This is a genomic window from Spirochaetota bacterium (genome assembly GCA_035477215.1).
Lineage (GTDB): Bacteria > Spirochaetota > UBA4802 > UBA4802 > UBA5368 > MVZN01.
In genome coordinates, this window is the sequence record DATIKU010000036.1 from 1 (window position 1) to 22,303 (window position 22,303).

Annotated in this window: 21 protein-coding genes and 1 pseudogene; 10 read left to right on the plus strand and 12 right to left on the minus strand. The window is 62.3% G+C overall.

Going from position 1 to position 22,303, the window contains the following annotated elements; all coding sequences use genetic code 11:
* Positions 1-144: 144 nt before the first annotated feature.
* Positions 145-2,082: a WG repeat-containing protein gene (locus tag VLM75_08320; protein HSV96923.1), complete on the minus strand. Its 1,938-nt coding sequence runs from the start codon at positions 2,080-2,082 to the stop codon at positions 145-147.
* 222 nt (positions 2,083-2,304) lie between these two features.
* On the opposite strand from VLM75_08320, the gene VLM75_08325 reads away from it, so the two are divergent.
* The 3 genes from VLM75_08325 (at position 2,305) to VLM75_08335 (ending at position 3,656) form a co-directional block, all read left to right on the plus strand.
* Positions 2,305-2,532 carry a hypothetical protein gene (locus VLM75_08325; GenBank protein ID HSV96924.1) on the plus strand — a complete coding sequence of 76 codons (228 nt, stop codon included), beginning with the start codon at positions 2,305-2,307 and terminating at the stop codon, positions 2,530-2,532.
* Positions 2,522-2,920, plus strand: a complete 399-nt coding sequence (locus VLM75_08330) for a type II toxin-antitoxin system VapC family toxin (GenBank protein ID HSV96925.1) — start codon at positions 2,522-2,524, stop codon at positions 2,918-2,920. Before VLM75_08325 ends, VLM75_08330 begins: the two co-directional genes overlap by 11 nt.
* Before the next feature lie 82 nt (positions 2,921-3,002).
* Positions 3,003-3,656 (plus strand): thermonuclease family protein, encoded by a 654-nt coding sequence (locus VLM75_08335; protein HSV96926.1) that lies wholly within the window; start codon positions 3,003-3,005, stop codon positions 3,654-3,656.
* A gap of 106 nt (positions 3,657-3,762) precedes the next feature.
* Here VLM75_08335 and VLM75_08340 read toward each other — a convergent pair whose 3' ends face one another.
* The 4 genes from VLM75_08340 to VLM75_08355 all read right to left on the minus strand — a co-directional run bounded on the left by VLM75_08340 (position 3,763) and on the right by VLM75_08355 (position 5,820).
* Positions 3,763-4,104 carry a HepT-like ribonuclease domain-containing protein gene (locus VLM75_08340; protein ID HSV96927.1) on the minus strand — a complete coding sequence of 114 codons (342 nt, stop codon included), beginning with the start codon at positions 4,102-4,104 and terminating at the stop codon, positions 3,763-3,765.
* Positions 4,094-4,390: a nucleotidyltransferase family protein gene (locus tag VLM75_08345; GenBank protein ID HSV96928.1), complete on the minus strand. Its 297-nt coding sequence runs from the start codon at positions 4,388-4,390 to the stop codon at positions 4,094-4,096. The genes VLM75_08340 and VLM75_08345 overlap by 11 nt, the downstream gene beginning before the upstream one ends.
* Before the next feature lie 188 nt (positions 4,391-4,578).
* Positions 4,579-5,154 carry a zf-HC2 domain-containing protein gene (locus VLM75_08350; GenBank protein HSV96929.1) on the minus strand — a complete coding sequence of 192 codons (576 nt, stop codon included), beginning with the start codon at positions 5,152-5,154 and terminating at the stop codon, positions 4,579-4,581.
* Between the two features lie 9 nt (positions 5,155-5,163).
* The gene (locus VLM75_08355; GenBank protein ID HSV96930.1) at positions 5,164-5,820 is read right to left on the minus strand and encodes an RNA polymerase sigma factor; all 657 of its coding nucleotides are present in this window, start codon (positions 5,818-5,820) and stop codon (positions 5,164-5,166) included.
* Between the two features lie 185 nt (positions 5,821-6,005).
* On the opposite strand from VLM75_08355, the gene VLM75_08360 reads away from it, so the two are divergent.
* Positions 6,006-7,616, plus strand: a complete 1,611-nt coding sequence (locus VLM75_08360; protein HSV96931.1) for a CHAT domain-containing protein — start codon at positions 6,006-6,008, stop codon at positions 7,614-7,616.
* Between the two features lie 44 nt (positions 7,617-7,660).
* Positions 7,661-11,026: an AAA domain-containing protein gene (locus VLM75_08365; GenBank protein HSV96932.1), complete on the plus strand. Its 3,366-nt coding sequence runs from the start codon at positions 7,661-7,663 to the stop codon at positions 11,024-11,026.
* Here VLM75_08365 and VLM75_08370 read toward each other — a convergent pair.
* The 3 genes from VLM75_08370 to VLM75_08380 form a co-directional block, all read right to left on the minus strand.
* Complete coding sequence (locus tag VLM75_08370) at positions 11,023-11,772, minus strand: WYL domain-containing protein (protein ID HSV96933.1); 750 nt, start codon at positions 11,770-11,772, stop codon at positions 11,023-11,025. The two genes, VLM75_08365 and VLM75_08370, sit on opposite strands and share 4 nt — an antisense overlap.
* A 30-nt stretch (positions 11,773-11,802) precedes the next feature.
* The gene (locus VLM75_08375; protein ID HSV96934.1) at positions 11,803-12,096 is read right to left on the minus strand and encodes a hypothetical protein; all 294 of its coding nucleotides are present in this window, start codon (positions 12,094-12,096) and stop codon (positions 11,803-11,805) included.
* 295 nt (positions 12,097-12,391) lie between these two features.
* Positions 12,392-13,318 carry a WYL domain-containing protein gene (locus tag VLM75_08380; GenBank protein ID HSV96935.1) on the minus strand — a complete coding sequence of 309 codons (927 nt, stop codon included), beginning with the start codon at positions 13,316-13,318 and terminating at the stop codon, positions 12,392-12,394.
* Positions 13,319-13,872: 554 nt separating this feature from the next.
* Here VLM75_08380 and VLM75_08385 point away from each other — a divergent pair.
* Complete coding sequence (locus tag VLM75_08385; protein HSV96936.1) at positions 13,873-14,352, plus strand: hypothetical protein; 480 nt, start codon at positions 13,873-13,875, stop codon at positions 14,350-14,352.
* A gap of 16 nt (positions 14,353-14,368) precedes the next feature.
* Here the strand turns inward: VLM75_08385 and VLM75_08390 are convergent.
* The 3 genes and pseudogenes from VLM75_08390 to VLM75_08400 all read right to left on the minus strand — a co-directional run bounded on the left by VLM75_08390 (position 14,369) and on the right by VLM75_08400 (position 15,669).
* Positions 14,369-14,647: pseudogene (locus VLM75_08390) on the minus strand (DUF86 domain-containing protein).
* Between the two features lie 73 nt (positions 14,648-14,720).
* Positions 14,721-14,924: a nucleotidyltransferase domain-containing protein gene (locus tag VLM75_08395; GenBank protein ID HSV96937.1), complete on the minus strand. Its 204-nt coding sequence runs from the start codon at positions 14,922-14,924 to the stop codon at positions 14,721-14,723.
* 319 nt (positions 14,925-15,243) lie between these two features.
* Positions 15,244-15,669 (minus strand): hypothetical protein, encoded by a 426-nt coding sequence (locus tag VLM75_08400; protein ID HSV96938.1) that lies wholly within the window; start codon positions 15,667-15,669, stop codon positions 15,244-15,246.
* Positions 15,670-16,020: 351 nt separating this feature from the next.
* On the opposite strand from VLM75_08400, the gene VLM75_08405 reads away from it, so the two are divergent.
* From VLM75_08405 to VLM75_08420, 4 genes are all read left to right on the plus strand, one after another.
* Positions 16,021-16,893 (plus strand): sugar phosphate isomerase/epimerase family protein, encoded by an 873-nt coding sequence (locus VLM75_08405; protein ID HSV96939.1) that lies wholly within the window; start codon positions 16,021-16,023, stop codon positions 16,891-16,893.
* Between the two features lie 240 nt (positions 16,894-17,133).
* A complete protein-coding gene (locus VLM75_08410; protein HSV96940.1) occupies positions 17,134-17,532 on the plus strand; it encodes a hypothetical protein in 399 nt (132 codons plus the stop codon).
* A gap of 180 nt (positions 17,533-17,712) precedes the next feature.
* Complete coding sequence (locus tag VLM75_08415; GenBank protein ID HSV96941.1) at positions 17,713-18,303, plus strand: YkgJ family cysteine cluster protein; 591 nt, start codon at positions 17,713-17,715, stop codon at positions 18,301-18,303.
* Positions 18,304-18,693: 390 nt separating this feature from the next.
* Positions 18,694-20,484, plus strand: a complete 1,791-nt coding sequence (locus tag VLM75_08420; protein ID HSV96942.1) for a CocE/NonD family hydrolase — start codon at positions 18,694-18,696, stop codon at positions 20,482-20,484.
* Positions 20,485-20,552: 68 nt separating this feature from the next.
* On the opposite strand, the gene VLM75_08425 is transcribed toward VLM75_08420, so the two are convergent.
* Positions 20,553-22,067: a DUF1846 domain-containing protein gene (locus VLM75_08425; protein ID HSV96943.1), complete on the minus strand. Its 1,515-nt coding sequence runs from the start codon at positions 22,065-22,067 to the stop codon at positions 20,553-20,555.
* Between the last annotated feature and the right edge of the window lie 236 nt (positions 22,068-22,303).

Genomic DNA, 22,303 nt, shown 5'->3' on the forward strand with positions numbered 1-22,303 from the left:
ATGGCCAATCTTCAATCTTCAATCTTTAATCTGTAATCTTTAATCCCCAATCCGTCAACCCCATTTCACCGCGCGCAAGGGCGCATAGCGCGAACGCGCATGTAAGGGAAACCCTTACACCCGACTGCCGCAAAACCATTAGCCCTACCTCCACGTATAATACTCGAAATACCCGTTGCGGTATGCGGTGCCCCGGCACCCGCGGTAGGTGATGTCCGCTTTGCCGTTGCTGAAGTCGCCGGCCTCGTCCAGAGTGCAGTGGAGGATGGTATTTCCCGCGGAGTCGATGTATCCCCAGAAGCCGTCCTTCTTCACCGCGATGAGGCCCTCGGCGAAGCCGCGCACCTCGTCGTACCAGCCGCCGGCCACAAGCGTGCCGCGCCGGTTGATGAAGCCCCATCCGTTCGCGAGGCGCACGGCGGCGAGATTGCCGTCGAAGGCGCGGGCATCGACGTAGCGCGGCGCGATGAACACGCGGCCCTCGCCGTCGGCATATCCGTAGAGGCCCTTCTCCTCGCAGTAAACCGCTTTGAGCTGCTCGTCCGGGTCGGGGTCGTTCGCGCCGGAGGCGTTTATCCACGTCCACAGCACCCCGCGCCGCACCCTGGCGCGGCCTCCAAAAAAGCTCTCGGCCTCGTCGTAGACCGCCGGAAGGCGCACCGCGCCCCGGTCGTTCAGGTATCCCCATCGCCCGCCGCTTTTAAAGCGCGCGAGGTATTCGCCGTAGCAGTCGATCTCGTCGTAGACGAAATCCAGTATGATCCTGCCGCCCGCGTCCACGAGGCCGTACTTTTCGCCCTTTTTGATCCTTCGCGGCGGGGGCGCGGTCCGCCCCTCGGTTTCCAATTCGCAGGCGTCGACCACAAGGACCTCGCGGTCGCGGATGAGCGCGCCCGCGCGCGTCATGAAGATGCCGTGCTCGCCGGGGGCGATCTCTCCGGCGTTTTCGCCGCCGACGCGGCGCGCCGCCTCGTTGTACGCGCGAAAGGCGTCCGCCGAAAAAAACGCCGAGTCGATAATACAGGAGCGCGCCTCCGAAAGCGCCGCCGAGGCCTCGGCAAACTCGTCGCGCAGGTTCGCCGCCATCGCGCGTTCGACGAGGGTCCGCACGCGGCCGTTAAGGTGGTTCTCGCCGGTCTTTGCCGAGGCGGACGCCTTGGCAACAAGCGCCTTCTCGAGCGGGACGCGGCGCGCGGCGCCGTTAATCTTCCGCGCCTCCATGAGCGCGGCCTCGTAGCACAGGCGCGCCTCGGCGAACTCCCACGCGCGGTAACGCCCGTCGCCTGCCGCGTCGTGCACGGCGGCGATTACGGCGAGCGCCGCGTCCATGCGCTCGCGCACGGCGCCGCGGAAAGGAGCGAGCGCCCTGCGGTGCTCGTCGGAGAGCCTGCCGTCCACGCGCTCGAGCAGGGCGCCGTAGGCGGCAAGGGCCTCCTCGGCCCGGCCCGCCTCGAAGGACGCGTCGGCGGCGGAGAGCTCGTCTTTAAGGAAGGAGAGCGCGGCCGCCATGGCCCCGTCGGCGGCGTCGAAGCGCAGGACCGCTATCGGCGCGAGCGTGGGCAGACCCTCGGGCGCGGCGCTTTTTACCGCCATTCTGTACGACGGTTCGACCAGAGCGCGCGCCGCCTCACCCATGTAGTAGGCCAGCTCCGCCTCGGCGCAGGTGAAATCGACCATGGACTTCTTGTAAAAACCCTTCGCGCCCTGGCGCGCCATGCAGTGGGCGACGATTCGAAGCAGGTGCCCCTCGGCGCGCACCTCGCCGTAGACGATCTCGTCGGCCTCCACCGCGTCGGCGATCTCGCGCACCTGCTCGTCCGCGCCCTTCCCGGCGGCCATGGCCGTCTCCGCCCGGCGGTACAGCGCCCGTATGTCGTCGTCGCCGAGCACGCGGCGGCGGTCGTCGGCCCGGCCCAGGAGCGCGAGCACCAGCGCGTCGGTGGCCACCCGCGCGGTTTTAACACCCACCCCCGAGGCACCGAGGGCGGAAACGTACATCTTCCGCGGGGCCGTTTCGGCCGCGGCCGCGCCGCAGAGCGCGGCGCAGAGCAGAAGTGCGTACGGCATGTGCTGTACAATCACGGTTGCCCTCCGTTTCCGCCGGGTCTTCGGGCGTGTTTCCGGCCGCCCATTCATACTGCGACGGATGCGCGGCGGGAAATATCGGAAATTTTTCCGGGGGCCTGTCGCGGTAAGCGCGGAAACGCCGGAATCCGCTTCCGCGTCCGGAAATTCGTTGTAATAATTCGCGGAAAATACTATTTTTGAACAATCACGGGAATACACACTGGGAGGCGGTACACGATGACGCTTCGAGGCATAAAAAAAGCCCTTATCGAGGATGTTGAAAAATTATCACCCGGGCAGCAGAAAAAACTGCATGATTTTGCGCGGGCGTTGCTTGTTTCAAGGCCGGCCGGGGCCCGCGGAACCGATCTGCTGAGATTTTCGGGGACGTTCGATAAAAAATCCATACGGCAAATGAAAGAAGCGGTCGCGGAGTGCGAGAGGGTGGACCGAAGTGAGTGGTAAATATCTGATAGACACCAATGTAGTAATTGCGTTGTTCAACGGAGATCCCGATATATCAGACTGGTTGCGTGAAGCCTCCGAGGTTCATTTGTGCACCGTCGTTATCGGCGAGCTATACTATGGAGCCTATACATCGACAAAGCGAAAAGAAAACCTCGCGAAACTGGAAGAATTTGTAATTTCTTCTTCCGTACTGGAACCGGACATCACGACGGCAAGGGAATACGGCATAATTAAAAGCGATCTGCGGAAGAAGGGCTCGCCGATACCCGAAAACGACATATGGATCGCCGCACTCGCGAAACAATACGGGCTGTTCCTCTACACCGGGGACGCTCACTTCAGGAACATTCCGAAAGTTAACGTGGTCATAAGAAAAATACGCTAAGCTTTTTGCTTGCGCGCCTTCCGCGCGCCGGGTATTCTCCATCGGATTCATGTTTGCACCATGGCATTATGGAGGACCGGGCATGCACGCGATTATAGCCGGCGTACTCGCCGCGATACTTCTGCAGGGCGCGCCGTCCGACGGGTTCGAGGCGGTCGTTTCGCGCGTTGTTGACGGCGACACGCTGATCGTGCTGAGGGAGGACGGGCGGCGCCTGCGGGTTCGCCTCGTCAATATCGATGCGCCGGAATCGCGCTACAAGGGATCGTCGCAGGAGCCCTGGGCCTCCATGGCGGCGCGGCGCCTCGCGCGCCTCGCGCCGAAGGGCTCGAGGGTGCGCGTGAGCACTCCCGCCGAGGCGCTCGACCGGCACGGCCGTACACTGGGCCTGGTTTTTCGCGGTGAAACGAACGTAAACCTATCGCTGGTCCGCGAGGGCCTGGCCCTGCCCTACCTGGTGCACCCGGCCATGGGCATGGCCGTCGAGTTCGCCGGCGCCTGCGCCGAGGCGCGCCGCGAGGGCCGCGGCCTGTTCGCCCCGGGACGCGCCCTTCCGGAGGAACCCGCGCGCTTCCGCCTCCGCCTGGGCGGCCGCGCCCCGTACTGGTGGGTCGGAAACCTGCGCACCGGGCGCTACGGCCCGCCCGAAAGCTTCGGCCGCCACCTTCCTGAGGAGCGCATCCTCTTTGAAAACGAGGAGCGGGCAATTGCCGCGGGGTACGCGCGTGAGGAATGAGGGGGAAGGCCATCCATATCGGAGGAAGGGCGGGAAGCCCCGGGCGACGATGACGATCGTCGCAGGGGGCCATAATCTTCAATCTGTAATCTTGACCCTTAAAGTCTCACCAGTTATGGACAATGCTCTCGAGGTCCGACACAAGGCGCGGAATGTCCTCTCTCACTATGTCCCACAGGATATCGAAATCCACCTGGTTGTACCCATGAATAAGCCGGTTTCGGAGCGCAATTATCTGACGCCACTGAACGGCCGGATACTCGTCACGCGTCCGGTCCGAAACACGCGACGCGGCCTCCCCGATTATCTCAAGGAGCCGCACAAGGGAAAGATTCAGCCAGCGTAGTTCATCGAGGTCCGAACGACTTTTCCCCTCAGCGAAGCGGAGCACCTCGCCGGCATGGTCGAGCATATCGAGAATTCGAACGCGGTCTTTCTCAGGAAGCATAGGCCGTTTCCGCTTCAGCCAGCACCCTGTCGCGAAATCGCGGATTTAAAAAACCTTCGGTGTTGAGATCGACCCTGCGGCCGAGTATCCCGGAGAGTTCCATTTCGATATCGAAAAACCGAAGACCGACGCTTACTCCGGGCTCGAACTCCACCAGCACGTCGATATCACTGTCGGCGCCGAAATCATCGCGCAGAACCGAACCGAAAAACGACAGGCGGCGGATACGGTTCCTGCGGCAGAAGTCCGCGATTTTTTCCCGCGAATAATCAATTTTCATTTTCATCGAAGCATCCCCGCCACTATCCGTTATGTAGCAAATCGTATAAACCGTTTCAACTCTTTTTTATTCAATACGTCCGCGCGCCGTCGGGCATGGCGGTTGTGAAATGCCGAGTATAGAGAGGAAAGGCGGGAAGCCCCGGGCGACGATGACGGTCGTCGCAGGGGGCCATAATCTTCAATCTTCAATCTTCAATCTTTAATCGAAATCCCCACAAATCCGTTCAGATTTTCCGACAGCAGGTACTCGCCCGGGCCAACGCGCTCGAAGACGGCAAAGCCGTCGTAGACGCGGGCCACCGTGTAGCCGCGCTTACCGATGAGGTAGTACTTCGCCGAGTCGTCGACCGCGCGGACCTCGAGGGTGGCGCCCCGTTCCGTCGCGATGACCCGAAACGGCAGTTCGCCGCGGCGCATAGGCAGACGGTAATCGGCGACGGGCGCGTCGGAGTCGCCGAGCACGTGGGCGCGCGCGCCGGAGTCCAGATAGGGGCTGGCGGCCGGACGCACGGCTCCGGAGGCGACGGCGAAGGCGACCGACGGCAGGCGGGTGGTCTCGTCCGCAGCGGTTTCGGCGAGCGCCTCCTCGTAGAGGTAATAGTCCTCGAATAAGTAGCGGCACGAGTCGCACGCGGCCATGTGGGCCATCACGCGCTCGCGCTCGGCCTCGCTTCCGATGAGCCCCTCGGCGAAGGCCATCACCAGTTCGGACATGTCGTCGCGGCATGGGGGCGCCTCAAGGATTTTATTCAGCCGTTTTTCGTCCATGGCGCCCTCCTAATCGAACCCCACGTCGGGATGGCGCCTTTTAAGCGCGGACAACACGAGCTTTCGCGCCTTCGCGTAATGCTCGGATACGGTGGACTGCCGCAGGTTCAGGGCGCGCGCCGCATCCTGCTGGGTCATGCCGTCGAGGGCGATCATCGCGAAGATAAGGGCCTGCTTTCCGGGGAGGCGCGCCGCCTCGGCCTTCACGAACTCCAGCATATCGCGGTCCTCCAGTGCGAGCTCGAAACCCGCGCCGCGGCCGGGCCCGGAGGCCGGAAAAGACCGCCGGTCGAGCTCTTCGGCGTCGAAGCAGTGTTCGGTTTTTTCGCGGCGCGTTTTCATCGCCCGCATCTGGTCCCTAAACTCGTTGCGTGCGATTATGACAAGGTACGCGGAGAGGGGGCAGAGGCCCCGGAAGGAACGCAGACCGTCCCTGAGAATTTTTTCGAAAACCGCCTGCGTGATGTCGTCGAGATCGTGCTCGTTGAACGCGCCGTGGTAGTTGCGCCCGAGCTTGCGCACGTACGCCCGGATGATATCGTGATGCTCGGCGATGGCCTTCATCGCGTTGCGGTTGTCCGGTGGATCGATGGGATGGTCCGGTTTCATGGCGATCAGGCCGCGCTTGTTCTCATGAAACCGTACCGTGTACACGAATTCCATCATCCGTCAATCCTTTTACGAAGGGCCCGCGCCGCTCATATGCTCATCCCATGCATGGTACGACGAGGATACATGGGGAAATATCGGCAAAAAACGCGCGGTACGCGCAAAATGCTTGAATTTTACACTCGACGGGCGCAGGATAGGCGCGAACCGTTCAATCCAATAAACAGAAAGGAAGCACCCTATTGATCGAGCAGAGGCCGGCGCACGCCGTCGATCCGGAACTCACAAGGCGCCTGAAGGCCGCAAAACGCAAGGAGCGCTTCAGGCTGTATTTCGACGAGGTCCGTCCGCGCATAACCGAAATACTTCGCGAGCAGGCCGGGGAGAGGGCGCGCTCGGGCCTCATCCCCCGCTACGGCAGGCTGGCGCTCACCCTGGGGCACAATCCCATCCCCTCGCTCATCGTCGCCAACGCCTTCGCGCCGCCGAAACTCGTCCTGTTCCATCCGCCGCGCCACGGCAAACTGCTTCGGGAAAGGGTGCTTCCCGCGCTCGACGGTTCCATTCCGCGCGGGGGCATTGAGACGATAGAGCTTTCCTCCGCCGACCACGACGCCAACTACGCCGCCATCCGCGGGGCCCTCGCGTCGCGCCCGTTCGACGGCCATACGTTATGCGACATCACCGGCGGCAAGAAGATACTCTCCATGCAGCTGGGCCTCATCGCCCGCGAGCTCGGATTCGACCTGTGCTACATCGACAGCGAGTCGTACATCCCGAACTCGGACATCCCGGAGCCAGGCAGCGAATCGCTCTACATACACTCCGCCGATCGCGACGGCCTGACCTCCATCCGCATGGAAAGCGCCCCCCGCCTCACCGTCAGCCTCGTCCCGGCCACGGGGGCCGCCGTCTTCAATTTCGACGCGGACGGCACCCCTTACAAGTTCACCCTGTCCGACCTCAGCGATTCGGTCGTGGAGACCGTGCGCGCGGAGATCGACGCCATATACGCGCGCATCAACGCCAATGTTCTGCGCGGAGAGGATTCACAGCGCGAGCTGGACGATCTCGCCGGCCTGGTACGCTCCATGCTCATGCCTCAGGGCCTGGACGAGCGGATACGGGGCGCCGCCGGAGGACTTCGACTGCACCTCGACACCGAGCTCGCCGGCATTCCCTGGGAGGTCGCGTTCAACCGGCTGTACGGAACGCCTATTCCCCTCCAGCGCATGTTCAACCGGACCATCGATTACCGCCGGCTCGAGCCGACCACGCAGAAAAAGGAGGGGGCGCTCGTGATTCTGGGCTCCGCCGAGGGCATACCGCTCTTCGGCGAGATCGCCGACTGGCTCGGGGCCTACTCCCTGCGCTCCCCCGTCAAGATACGGACCGCCGTCGCCGAGTCCCGCGGCGCGCTCCAGAAGGAGCTCGGCACGCGCCGCTACGACGCCGTGCTGTATTTCGGCCACTCGGAGTACGGCCCGTCTGAGGAGGAGACCGGTTGGCGCTGCGTAAACGGCGAGATTTTCCATTGTGGGAGCCTCCGCTGCATAGAGAACACGCCGCCCGACCTCATCATCTCCAACTCCTGCCACAGTGCGCGTTCCATGCCCTTCGCGGCGCACTCCTTCGCCTGCAGCGCCATGCGCGCCGGGGTGCGCACCTACATCGGCACGCGCTGGCTGCTCGAGTTCGAGCGCAGCCGCGCGTTCCTGGAGGCCGTCACCGACGCCATGCTGGTCCCCAGAGTGTCCCCGGCGCGGGCGTTCGCGCGGGCCCTGGCGGCGCTCGCCGAACGCTTCGGCGGGCGCGACATCGCGCTGTACAATTACGTATACTACGGGAAGTGAGCCCGCGGCGGCACCTCCCGAAAATACATCGAGGACGCATACCGATGAAAAAAATCCAGGCCGAAACGGCCGACCTGCTTTTCGGCCAGGTCCGCGACATCGACGCGGCCGTGTACGACGCCGCCCTCAAGCTCGACCGGTTCCGCGTAACGCTCGAGGAGCTCTTCCTGCACCTCACGCGCGACGAGCGCCTGTGCTTCGCCTCCGATCACGCCGGGCGCATGTACTTCATCTACGACACCTATAACGCTCCGAAAGACCTCCAGAGGGAGCTTAACGCCCTGCGCGCCTACACCAATCTCTTCCATCACCCGGGGCATCCCGACCCGGACACGGAGAAGTACCTCGTATGCCTGAAGACCCTGTGCGGCGCGATAGAATACTTCTCGCCGCATGGCGCGCCGAAAGCGCTCACCGAACGCTACGGCCCCGTCGCGCATATCTCCATGAAGGGGAAAGAGACCCCGCCGAGGGAGCGGATCGAATTCCTCCGCGCCGTAGTCCGCGCGGTGAAGCGCGCGAAGCCGGCGGGCAGATCGGCGGAGAGTTTCCTGGCATGTTCCGACGGCAACGGCGACGGCCTCGGGATCTCGTTCTGGGACCACGACGGCGACGCGCCCGGGCAAAAGATAGGCGACATGGCCGACCTCGCCTGGATCCCGGCCACGGTGCACCTTTTCGACATAGAGAAGCTCTCGAAGGGCGAGCGGTTGTATTCCACCACGCGGTCTTCCATGGTGGTGCTCGAGCCCGACTACCTGGTCGACGCCACCGCGGTCGCGGGCTGTTTTTCAAACAGCGGGGCGAACCCGCTTGTGCACCTCCTCAACCGGTTCAGGCCCTACGAGATACGGGAGTCCATTGTCAGGGGAACCATCGCCAACCATCTGCTGGACCGCCTGGTCGCCGACGGCAAGGCGCCCTTCGAGCGGCTCTTCGGCGAGGCGACGGCCGAATGCGCGCTCGACATCGCCGCGCTGCTGCACGGCGACGCGGGGCCCGACCCGGCGGCGATCGATTCTCTGAAGAACTCGGCAAGGACCCACTACGCCGTTATAAAACAATGCCTGCAGGAATTCCGCTCCTCCCAGATCCACATCGAGCCGAGTTTCATCTCCCCGCGGTACGGCCTGCAGGGACGGCTGGACCTCCTGGTGGAGCACGGGGGCGAACGCTGGGACGTCATCGAGCTCAAGTCGTCCGGGCGGGTCCCGGACGGCCGCGGGCCGTGGCCCAACGACGCCGCCCAGGCCCTGTGCTACGAGCTCATGCTCGACTCGACCTTCCGGGGCCGCGAGGGCGCGGGCTGTATCCTCTACTGTTCCGACGCGAGCGGAAGAACGCCGCTTCGCCATGTTGAAAGCAAAACGTCCAGCCGCCAGAACGCGCTCATGGTGCGCAACCGCATCGTGTCCCTCGAGCGGCGGCTCGCTTCCGGCGACACGTCGGTGCTCCACTCCATCCGCCCGGACGCCTTCGCCGGCATGCCGGGATATGTGCGCGAGTGGGCCGGGGAATTTCACCGCGCCCTCGCATCGACCGCGCCGCTGGAGCGCGCCTGGTTTTCCGCCTTCGCCTCGTTCGTCGCGCGCGAGCAGTGGACGGCGAAGCTCGGCGCGGCCTCCCGCGCCGGAAGCGCCGGCCACGCGGCGCTCTGGAACGCGAGCGTCGACCAGAAACAGCAGTCCTATTCCATACTGCACTACCTCGAGATTGAGCCTAAAAAGTGTGATTTCGAAAAATTTCACCTAACCTTCAAGCGCAGCCTCTACACCGACAGGGAGACCGGCTTCCGCACGGGCGATATCTGCCTTCTCTATCCCGTGGAGAAACAGGGCGAGTCCAGGCCATGGGAGCGGACCGTGCTCAAGGGGACGATCCGCGAGCTGTCGCCCGACCTCGTGACGGTGGCCCTGCGAAACAGGAACGCCGACCGGCGCTACCTGAAACAGTTTCCCTACTGGTCACTCGAGCGCGACCTCATGGAGTCCGGCTTCAACGACCTCTACCGCGCGCTCTACGCCTTCCTCTGCGCCCCGGCCGAAACGCGCGGCCTCATCCTCGGCCTCTCTCGCCCGCGCTTCGAGGAAACCTGTCCCGTGCCGCTCGACTACGACGGCGGCGACGGCGCCGTGGCCGACGCGCTCGGGCGCGCGCTCTCTTCGCGCGACTATTATCTCGTACAGGGCCCGCCCGGCACCGGCAAGACCTCCATCGCGCTGAAGGAGATCGTGCGACACCTGCACCGCGGAACGTCCGAAAACCTCATGATAATCGCCTTCACCAACCGCGCCGTGGACGAGATCTGCGACAACCTCGCCGAGGCATCCATACCCTTCATCCGCCTCGGGCGCGACGCGGGGAACGCGCAGAAGAGCATGCAGTCGCTCAGTGATGAAATGGGCCCCGCCGAGCTCTATGGGCGCCTGCGCGCCGAGCGCGTCTTCGTCTCGACCGCGGCCTCGGCCCAGCGCGCGCCGGCGCTCTTCCGCATAAAGCGCTTCCGCACGCTCATCGTGGACGAAGCCTCGCAGCTCACCGAGCCCGCCCTTGCAGGCCTTTTAACGCGCTTCGAGCGCTTCATATTGATCGGCGACGAGAAACAGCTTCCGGCAGTGGTGACCCAGGCCGAGGAACACTGCGTGGTGGACGACACGAAGCTTCGCGACATCGGCCTGGCCTCGCTTTCGGGCTCGCTCTTCGAGCGGCTGGTGCGAAACGCCGCGGCCAGGGGCTGGAGTGAGGCGCACGGCATGCTCGTAACCCAGGGGCGCATGCATCGCGACATCGCCGAATTCTCCAACCGCGAGTACTACGGCGGAAGGCTCACGGAGGCCCTCGAACGGCAGACGGCCGCGCGGGGGATGTTCGATCCCGCCTCGGGCGACGTGCTCGAGCGCGCGCTCGGCTCCGCGCGCGTGGTCTTCTTTCCGTCCACGGCGGAATCCGGAACGCGCACCCACAGGGGAGAGGCGCGCGCGGTGCGGCGGATCGTCGAATGCGCGCTTAGCGCACTCGGCGGGGATTTTACGGTTAGGTCGCTCGGCGTCATCACCCCCTTCCGCGCCCAGATAGGCGAAATCCGAAGGGAGATCGCCGAAATCGATTCGCCGCTCGACCTCGACGCGCTCGTCACCGTCGACACCGTCGAGCGCTTCCAGGGGAGCCAGCGCGACATCATCGTGGTCTCGTTCGCCCTCAACCATCCCGGTAGGATCGCCCAGGCCCAATCGCTCTCCCCCGACGGCGCGGTGGACCGCAAGCTCAACGTCACCCTTACGCGCGCCCGCGAGCACCTGGTGCTGCTGGGATGCCCAGGGGTGCTCGAGAAGGCGCCGCAGTATGCAAAACTGCTGGAGCACGTCCGGAAGCTGGGCGGGCACCTGGACCCAGGCCCGTTATTCCGTTAGGCGGTCTTGCTTCCCGGCCTGCGGTCCGGCACCACCAGCACGGCGCTCATGCGCGAGATCCTGAACGTGCGCTCCTCCCCGCGAAGGCGGCAAAAGCCCGTCATATACGCCTCACCGCGGTACGACAGTACGCGAAGCGGCCTCACCCAGCGCCGCGTGGAGTTTAACCGCCTGTCCTCGTAATCGAACGCCACCCAATGACCGCGCTGTATGGCGATCTCGATGACGAAGGCGAGCTCCGAGGACTTCGATTCGATGGGAAAGGCCTTCGTCATGTCCGCGTCCGGCTCCGCCCCGGGCTCCGTGGCCGCCGCGCGCCGGGCCCTGCCGGAGGAAGGAGCGGGCGCCTTCCGGCTCTTCTCCCCGGCGGGCGGATGCGCACCCGACCTGGCGGCCGCCGAAACACGCACCGCAACCGCCTCCTCCTTCATCTCGCGCTCGAGGCGCTCGCGCCGCAGGGCGCGGAGCGCGAGCTCGCTTTTTACCAGCAGACGCACCAACAGACCCAGCGTAAGGTAGAGTGACGCCTCGCTCCAGGCGATAAACTCGAACTCCGGATACGTCGGAAGATATATTCCGTGCCGGTTGACCCAGTGGTCCGTCACCGCGGCGACAAGGTCGAACGCGCCTCCCGCCACCTCGCATGCGGAGGCGTAGAGCGCGCTCCAGCCCGGAAACGCGTTTTCGACGACGCAGGCGGTGTTGAACGCCATGAAGCCTGTCAGCAGCCAGTGGCTCTTTTTCATGTCTCCTCCTCCGCGGCGGGATACGGTGACTCACTCCGCTTTCGGTCCTATGTACAGGTAACAGCGCGCGTCGGGATTCGATATCCGCACGGTGCAGGGCGCGCCGAACTGCGCGTGCAGTACGAACTCCTCCGTGTTGCCGCTCTCGGAACCGGCGTACAGGCGCGTGAGCGGGGCCGAGAGGCCCTGCGTCACGCGCCACTCGAAGCTGGTGACGCCGGCCAGGAGTATCGACTGTCCCATTCCCGCGCGAAGGCGGTATCCATACTCTTTCTTCAAGATGTGAATGTCGGTTGCGCCGGTAAGTATGATGTCGTGGCACATCTCGTTCATCCTCCGTGACGCGGGGTCCGCGGGGTCCCCGAACGTAATGGTACTTGAGACGGGCGCGGCGGACCGATTATCGGTTTTTTTTCGAATGACCATGCCGCCGGCACCATTCCCTGTGCATCGCGTCCGCCATCCGGCGCGGAAGCCGTGGGCCGCCTCACGACGACGCGCTCAACGGACGCGCGGTACTTCCATTATTGAAATGAGTACGCCAATAATGCGGAAAACGCGGAGGGAATGGTACACCTTCGAGGTCGAGGTTTAAAAAACAGGCGCAGGCGCAAAGCGGTCAGCGGGCGCGCCGGTACACCGAAGAGCTCTCTTTGAGCATCTGGACCATGGTCTTGCGCAGTTCGGGCGGCTCGAGGATCTCCACGTTTCTTCCGTACAGGAAGAGCTGCTTGCAGAGGAAGCGATCGTCCGAGACGGTGAAAGAGGCGCGGTAGTGGTGTTCGCCGTCGGGGCGGATGTCCGGGTCGAGAATGGAGAGGTTTTCCTCCATCGTGCCGAGGAGCTTTTCGTGGAAGCGAAGGGCCACGGCGTATTTCGGGCCGATGAACGAGCCCAGCGAATCGCGGAAGACCTCCTCTACCGGCGGGGCGTCCTCGGGGAACTCGTCGTCGAGCACGGCAAGAGCGTTGATCCGGTTGAAGATAAAGAGCGCGGTGACGTTATGCGTGAGGCTTCTGCACACCAGGTACAGGTTGTTGTTGCGGAACACCAGGTGATACGGGTGCACGCGGTAGCGCCGCGGCTCGCTCGCCGCGGCCGGGGTGTAGTCGAACTCCATCTTCTTTTTTAATAATGCGGCGAAGTAGACGCGGGCCAGCATCCACAGGCCGTCCTCCGGATGGCGCGCGATGAGCTTACGCAGTATAATGTCGCGGCCCGTGTCCGCGGTCACGAAACCCGAATAGACCGCGGCCATGCGGAGCTGGAGCTCCTCGCCGAGCGGGATGCGGAGCCCCGTGTGCCGCTTGCCCTTTTCGGTGGCGACCTCTATTCCGAAATCGTTTACCAGGTACTTCTGGATATAGTCGCGCACGGCCTTGTCGGTGATGGGGTCGCGCGGCTCGTCCATGGAGAGCAGGTCGGCGAGGCTTCCGGCGTTCCACTGCACCGTATCCGAAGGATTCTGCAGAAGCGCCAGCACGTGCAGGCAGCGCTTGATGACGCCGAGCCGGGTTTCGGGATTGGGGATGGGAGCGTCTTTCATTTCGGCTCCTCTCTGTTTTTGTCGCATGGTAGCGGACACCCGCGGGAAACGCAACACTTTTTGCGGCTGAACGAAATCCCTCCGGCGGAGCGGGTACATTAAATCCCAAGCGTGCGCGGTCATTGCGAGGAGGCCGCGGGCCGACGTGGCGATCTCAAAGGACAACACGTCGATTCATGGAGCATCCGCTATAAAGAGATTGCCACGCCCCGATGAGACAGGGGCTCGCAATGACAGGGTATTCCCGTAACACTTAACGCTCCATAACGGCCGGGGAGTGCAATGGCACAGCGCTACCGCGACCCCCGGGCGTTAAATCACAACACCGGCGGAGCGGGACTGACCGCCTCATCTCCCCCGGAAGCTTTTAACATCAAACTTTTTCCCAGGTAGACCGCGAAGGTAGAGCTCCCCGGAGCCTCTTCGGCTATATTCGGTACATACAGACAGTCGCTGGCGGCACCCCGGCGACCTTCCATCCGTATGCCGGGGTGCCGTCCTCTTTCCCGCGCAGAAAGGCGCGGCACTCTCCGTTCGGCCCGCCGGGTGACCGGATGGATACGCCAGGAGGCGGCATGGAAAAACAGGACCGCACCACCACAACGCGCGACGGGTCCCCGGCCAAAATCCCCGAGGCTCAGGACACGGAAGCGCGCGGAGGGCCGCACCGGAGCGAAAGCGAAGGCCCCGTCAGGAACGACACAGGGAGCCTGCCTGCCCGAAAGCACACCGCCGGAGAGCTTTTCAATATCGACGAGTTCAGGCTACAGTCGTGGAAAAACAGCGAGTCTTACCGTTCGGCGCTTAACAGCGTGCTCGCGAGTCTCGCGCAGACGAGCTCGGACATCCTGTCGGCCTGCTTCGGTATGGCCCTCGCGGGCCAGTGGAGAGAGTGGGACGCTACCGTTTCCGTGGGCACGGAGATCGCCATCGACGACGAAATGCTCATGGACACCGGGGACAAAACGATCACGGCGCTCATAAAGCTCAAGCAGCGGATAGATGATTTTCTTGAGGTTTGTCCGCCCCCGTGAGCAGCCATGCAACCGATCAGCCTTCGTTACGGTCGATCTCGCGTAGAATTTTGGACAGGACACCTCTCAGGGGCGGCAGATCTTCTTTTATGGTATTCCAGAGAATCCTCATTTGGATACCGAAATACTCATGGGTAACCTTGTCCCTCATGCCGGCCATGCTGCGCCATGGCACCATCGGTTACGCCTAACGGAGATCGTCCCGCACCTTTTTCGCCGCCTCGCCGATAATCTGTATCGCGCGCACGGTCGCGTAGATGGTCTTGCGGTCCGCGATAAATTCGTCGTACGTCATCGCGCCGGTAAAATCATTATCGCATCGATCGAATCGATGATGTCCTGGATGTAATCACTCGCGCTCCTTCCGGTCACAGGTACACGAACTCTTCGAGGATTCTTCTGCCGATACGGGGCTTGAGTCCCTCCAGCGTGACGAGATCCACGCTGACGCCCACGGTATTCGACAGGTACTCTTCCATTTCGACGAGCCCGAACAGCCCGAGCGAGGGTTCCGGACCGAGATCGACAAGAACGTCGAGATCGCTTCCTTCTGCTCGTTGCGTATATACGATCCGAAAACGCCTATGCGTTTAACGTTGTATCTTTCGGACAGCACCGGAACGGTTTCCCTCAATCGTTCCAGAACAGCGTCCGTCGATTTCATCGTGAAAACCTCTCATTATAATCAAGCGCGCCACGGGAAAAGCGGCGAACCCGTCTGCCGGCAACGGGAATCCATTCGACCGTCACAGCGCGCGTTCCCAACGGTCTTGTTATGATATAAGCGAATATGCGACCTGTCAAGCCAATCATTACGCCACCGCGTTCCAGCCCCTATTGTCTACGCCGGCTCACGATGAACCTGCCCGTAAGCTCCCGCATCTCGCCGGCCTAACGGGACGTCTCCGTGCCGATGGCCGCGGTCTCCCCGGCCAGGGACGAATTGTTCCGCGTGACCCTGTCCACCTCGAGCACGGCGGTGTTGATCTCCCCGATGGCGCGTTTCCGCTCGCGGCTCGCCGAGGCGTTGGCCGGGGCGCTCGTATGAGGACCGCGCGCGACAGGGCCGCCAGGCGGCGGCTTCCCACGAAAAAGGAGAGCGCCGAGAGAAAGATGACCAGGAAGCCCGGCATCTCGCGCGGGAGCTCCATGAAGCCGCGCTGGAACTCGTTTATTTGAGAAGGTTTCGGCCAGAAAGTTGTTGAGTGTGGCGTCCACCACGCGCTGAGAGAAGCCGAACACGGCCACCGCCGCGAAGAAGAGCGCGAACTGTCGGGATTGTCCCGAAAACCAGCGTTTGAGCGTACACGTATTCACACGTCTTCACCCCGTCTCATTCAGCACTCGACTTAAACATGACTCCTGCCCCGAACCGATTATTCTTCACCAACGCTGAACCATCGGCCCGGCGCTGGTTTTGTCCATGGAAAACGGGCGCGGTACACACCTCGAGAACTGCACCATAAAAGGCTAAATAATTTTAATTGACTTTTGTGCAAATGTTTTGTATTCTATGCAAAATGGCGAATAGTCGTTTTGTCCGGGGAAGATGCTTCCGCCCCTGAGTGTGGCTTCCGATATGTAGCCATATTCCTGGAAGAACCGTGCTTCAGACAGAGAGGGATTTTCTCTGTATTCAACCCGAATATCAAACATAAGGGGAATAAAATGAAAAAGTATAAAACCGCCATGGGGCTTAATGGTTTTGGCTGGGCTCACGTCGTATACAATCACCCATATGATTTTGATGCGATCCTGGCCCACGCGGCGAGACTTGGCTTTGACGGTGTTGAATTATTCGGGATGCCTGATAACTATCCTGTCGATAATTCAAAACGGCTTGCGCTGAGAAAACGAATTGAAGATCATGGATTGGTTATCGCCAGCATACAATCGCTGCCGGGGGGACTCGGCAACGGGCATCCCGCGAGTGCTTATTCCATCTGCCGAAAAGACTATGTGGCGTTTATCCAGAACATGTTGGATTTAGCCGTTACGCTCGGCTGTAATGCGATGGGTGTTTGGGCGGGCGAATTATTCGGCAGCGGCCCCAATGAACAGAGCATCAACTATATGGCGGAGGTCTATACACAGTGCGCCCGACTTGCGGAAGACGCCGGCATTCCGCTTGTTCTGGAAGCAGAGCCCGTGCAACAGGTTAATACTCCCGAGATCTGGTTTCGGATATTAAAAGCCGCGAACAGTGATCATTTAAAGGCGCTGTGCGATTTCACACATATCAATATCTTCAGCAAACAGAACCCGTTACCATTGCTTGAAGAGCTCCAACCCTATATCGGTTATCTCCACCTGGCCGGCAACGACGGCACCTGCACACAGATAGAATCCCGCAGTTCAACCCATCTGGCGTTGACCGAGGGTTCAATGGACTGGAAGTCGATGTTAAATCAAATTCTCGACGATGGATATACGGGCTGGCTGGATATCGATGTATGGGAAAACAGGGAACCCTTCAAGGCCACTGAAGAGAGCAAACGCGCACTTGACGCATTTTTAGCCGAACGTCAACGGTCAAAGTAAGGGTTATTCGCTTACGGTTTTTCCTGTTTTCGATGAACTTTTTGATGGCCCGGTAGCCGCATTATGCTGCCCGCTCGACACGTTCCGGATATTCACCGCTTCGCCGCAAAGCGAAAGGTGGGTACGAACGACCATCACCGAATTCAACCGCCTCTACTCGACGGGCTTTGTGTCGATATTCCAGCTCGCGGATAGGCCGCCTTCCGCAATGCGAGATTCCCGGTCGCCGTCGAGCGGAACATGGAGGCCTGGCAGAAGACCCACGTGTGCTGGATACTGCCTCTGGCGGCCGCCCTGTACATGGCCGGCACTTCCCCCGCCTCGCTCGCCGGAAGAAGCGACATCCTGCGGCTCATGCTTCGCTCCATCAGGGAGTGCTTCGCGGCGCTTCACGCCATCGGCGTTCCGGTCACGCCGTCCAAGCTCCGCGTCTTAGAGCTGATGCCCGGGCGCCTCATGCTGAAAGCCCTGAGATTCGGCATGGCGAGGGCCGACATGGAGTTCCTTGCCGCCCTGCACGTGCGCAACGCCCCGGGCGAGATGAGGCTTCTCGCCGACGGGCTCATGGAGCTGGTGCGCGGCGCCGGAGTGAAGGCCCCGGCGCTCGAAGCGATACTGGCGCATATTCCCTCGAAATGAGCGTACGCCCGCCGCACGGGCCTTCCCATCACCCCCCGAAAAAAATTTTCCGTTTGACCCGCGGGGGCGCAAAATGTCTTGCGTTTTTACCGCCGGTGCGTTTTTCAATGGTCGTTGCGCACCACCGGCGACCGGCCGCACCGGCGCCGCGTTTACTCTCACTCGTCAAAGGACTGTTCCATGGCCGCCGACAACGCCTGCCAGAGCGAGCACGGGCTCTTCATCGCCTCCGGGTGCCTTCAGTGCGCCGGTAACGAGGAGAGCTGCTGCGCCGAAAGCTACGTTCCGCTTACCATCGCCGACATCTCGGCCATACTCGATCTGGGCTACACGCTCGAGGAGGCCGCGCAGGCCGGCGAGTACTACGAGGAATACCTGGACGACGCCGAGTTCTGGTGGCGCGCCGGCATGACCGAAATCGACGGGCGGCTTTTCCGCCTCACCACGCGCAAGAACGAGCGCGCGCAGTGCGTCTTTCTCCGCAGGGGCCAGGGGTGCGTGCTGGGCGAGCGGCGCCCGCGGGTGTGCAAGATATATCCCTTCTGGGTGGACGAAAGCGGCCGGATCGTCGTGGAGCCGGGCGAGGAGGAGTGCTGCCTCATCGCCAAGGGCGCGGTGCCCGTGGAGCGCGGCATCCGCATGATCGACGAGAGCCCCGAGAGCATCATGGAGCATTTTCTGGCGACAAAGCACGACTGCGAGGAGAACAGGGACCGGCACCGCGAGCTGCTCGAGCGGCTCCTGGCCGGACGCGAGGCCCGGGCGCTCTAATTTCTTTTCTCAGAGAGGGGAGATGATGTGAAGGCCCGCCGGACGCGGGCCTTCGGGGAACACGCCTACTCGCGATCCCGGTTCTGCTTTTTCTCCTTCTTCGCCTGTTTCTTTTCCTTGGTGGTCTTCTGAGGTTTCTTCTTCGCTTCCTTCTTGATCTCGCCCGTTTTAGGCATCGCTTTCACCTCGCGTTGTGCAAAATGTTCTGATGACGATACACACATGCCCGCCTGTTGTCAAATTATGTTTGCATCGGCGTGCGAAAAATTCGTTCGCGCGGCGGTCCCCGACACCACGCGCCGACCGGGTATAAATATCCTTGTAATATCGGTCGCCCCCCCTATCATTCCACACGATCGCAACGCCAATCGCGCTTTTAAGGAGGACATCATGAATTCGTCGCGTTCGCGCATCCTCAAAATAACCATTCCTGTCGTCATCACGCTCGCACTGTGCGCCGTTCTGGTATGGTGCATGCAATGGCGCATCATCGCCTGGTATCTGGGCCTGCCGGCCCCCGGACATTCCGTAACCGTGCGGAAGGACGTTATGGTGCCGATGCGCGACGGTGTACGACTGTCGGCCGACATCTACCGCCCCTCGAAAGAGGGAAAGTACCCGGTGATAGTGCTGCGCACCATGTACGGCAAGCGCAACCCGGGCCACAAATACTCGTTCACCGCGAGCCTCTTCGCCTCCCAGGGCTACGTGTTCATCGTTCAGGATGTGCGCGGCAAGTTCGACTCCGAGGGTGAATTCTACCCCTATATCTCCGAGGCGAAGGACGGGCACGACACCATCGAGTGGGCGGGTTCGCGGGAATGGAGCACCGGGAAGGTCGGCGCCTACGGCTTCTCCTACTGGGGCTCCACGCAGTGGCTTCCGGCCCCCCTTCGAAGCGCATACCTGAGGGCCATGGTCCCCATTGTGACGAGCCAGGACGTCTACCCGCGCTGGATCTACAACGGCATCTTCAGGCTTAACGACGTGCTGGTGTGGCACTACGAGAACGCCCCGAAACGCGCACAGAACGCCGAGGGCGTGGACTGGGACAGGGCCGTGCGCACCCTCCCGCTTTCAAAGGCCGATGACTCGCTCGGGGCCGACATCCCGGCGTACAACGACTGGATAGCCCATCCGCGCCCCGGCCCCTACTGGGACCGCGTGCGCGTGGACGACAAGGTGGCCGACATTCAGGCGCCGGCCCTCATCATCGACGGATGGTACGACTACTATCTGAACCTTGCGATCGATGACTTCAGGCGCATGAAGGCCGCGGGCGGCAGCGACGAGGCCCGCCGGAGCGTGCTGCTGGTGGGGCCATGGACGCACGCCTCGAAATCGAAGTTCGCGGACGCCGACTTCGGCAAGCAGGCCTCGTTCATGAAGCAGGTGCGCGTGATACTCGCATGGTTCGACTACTGGCTGAAGGGCGAGAAAAACGGCATCCTCGACGACGGGCCCGTGCGCTTCTTCACAATGGGCGCGAACGAGTGGCGCACCGCGAACGAATGGCCGCCGGCCGGAACGCGGTACACGCCGTACTACCTTAAGAGCGACGGCGGGGCCAACTCGGCGAAGGGCGACGGTGTTCTCTCCGAAACGGCCCCCGCGGCCGGAAAGCCCGACTCGTACATCGCCGACCCGGAAAACCCCGTGCCGAGCGTCGGCGGGACCTCCATCTTCGGGAAGCTCAAGGCCGGCCCCTTCGACCAGCGCGAGGTCGAGTCGAGGGACGACGTGCTCGTCTACACCTCCGCGCCGCTCGAATCTGATATCGAGGTCACCGGACCGGTGAGGCTTGTGCTCTACGCCTCCTCGTCGGCGCGTGACACCGACTTCGCCGTCAAGCTCGCACAGGTGCGTCCGGACGGCACCTCGGTGAATATCCAGTCCGCGGTGTATCGCGCGAGCAACCGGGAGTCGCTGCTCAGGCCCGCGCCACTCGAGAAGGACAGGGTTTATAGATTCGAGATCCAGGTTGGCAACACCAGCATGCTCTTCAAGAAGGGGCACCGCATACGCCTGCAGATAGCCGGTTCGAACTTCCCCGAATACGGGCGCAATCTGCAGACCGGCGAGGACAACGGCACGACCGCCGCGACTGTTAAGGCGCGCCAGAGCGTGTTCCACGACCGGGAACGCCCGTCGCACCTCATCCTGCCCGTCATGCGGCGATAGCCATATACGCGCGGGGAAGGCCCCGTCGGCCTTCCCCGTGTCCGCCTGCCGCGCGCGGCGCCCCGGGCTCAGATATCCAGCAGGTTCTTCGTCGAGAAATTCGGTTCGGACGTGCAGTTGATCCCGAGCTTACGCAGTCCCGCGTCGTCGCCGGGCGAGGGGATGTGCGTCATGTGCATCTCGCATCCCTTAAGGTCAATGAGCTTCTCCATGGCGATGAGCGCCGTGGGATTTGCCTCGGCGCTTATGCACAACGCGATGAGCGTTTCCTCGAGGTCGAGGCTTAAGGTCCTCGAACCGAGGATATTGCCCTTGAGGCGCATGATCGAATCGATGATGTGCGGCGAGAGAAGATGGATGCGGTCCGGTATGCCGGCGAGCTTTTTCACCGCGTTGAGGACCAGGCTCGGCGCGGCGTGCAACAGCGGCGAGTTCTTGCCCGCGACGATCGAGCCGTCGTGAAGCTCGACCGCGGCGCCGCAGAAGATCCCCTCGTTCCCCTTGCCCGTCTCCTTCGCCTCGAGGGCGGCCTTCCTTGCGGGGATAAACACCGGGCGGCTCTCGGGCGCAATCTCGAGCTCCTTCATGAGGAGCTCGACCCGCTGCACGGTTTCGCGCTCCACGAAACCCATAACGTACTCGCACGAGTAGCGGAAGTAGCGCCGTATGATCTCCTGGCGCGCCGCCTCGCGCACCACCTCGTCGTCGGTAATGCCGAATCCCGCCCGGTTGACCCCCATGTCGGTCGGCGATTTATACGCGGTCTTCGAGCCGCCAATCTTCTCGAGTATGCGCCGAAGCACCGGGAAGGATTCGACGTCGCGGTTGTAGTTGATGGCGATCTCGCCGTACGCCTCGAGGTGAAACGGATCGATGAGGTTGTAATCGGCGATGTCGGCGGTGGCCGCCTCGTAGGCCAGGTTGACCGGGTGCTTGAGCGGGATGTTCCAGATGGGAAAGGTCTCGAACTTCGCGTAGCCGCTGCTTTTGCCGCGTTTGTGATCGTGGTACACCTGCGAGAGGCAGGTCGCCATCTTGCCGCTCCCGGGGCCCGGGCCGGTCACCACAACGAGCGGGCTTTTTGTCTCTATATACTCGTTCGCGCCGTAGCCCTTGTCGCTCACCACCAGGTCCACGTCGGTGGGATAGCCGCGCGTGAAGCGGTGCGTGTACACCCGGACGTTCTGCCGCTCCAGCTTCTTTTTGAATATGGCCGCCGAGGGCTGTTCCTCGTAGCGGGTAATCACCACCGCGCAGATGTCGATGCCATAATCCTTGAGGTCGTCGATGAGCTTGAGGGCGTCGGCGTCGTAGGTGATGCCGAAGTCGGCCCGCACCTTTTTGCGCTCGATGTCGCCGGCGTAGATGCACAGGATGATATCGGCGCGGTCACTGAGCTGCTGCAAGAGGCGCATCTTGACGTTCGGATCGAAACCCGGAAGCACCCGCGCGGCGTGATAATCGAACAACAGCTTCCCCCCGAATTCGAGGTAGAGCTTGTTGTTGAAAGCGCTCACCCGTTCGAGGATGGCTTCTTTCTGCTCCCCGAGATATCTTTCATTGTCGAATCCGGTCTTTCTCATGGTCCCTGTCGGTGATTGGATTTTCGTTCTCTGCGGGCCCGGCGCTCACGGAACGCCATACTGTACACACGGGGCTTCCGGTTTCAAGAAAATAATCGAACCAGGCACGGGCGCGCAAACGTTTGCGCGCCTGCGCCGCCGACCACAACCTGTCCCTGGCCATCATCCGGGGCGAACTCCTTTATCGTAACGACCCCGGCGAACAGGCCTAACTCGAACTGTACGTTCTCCGCCGC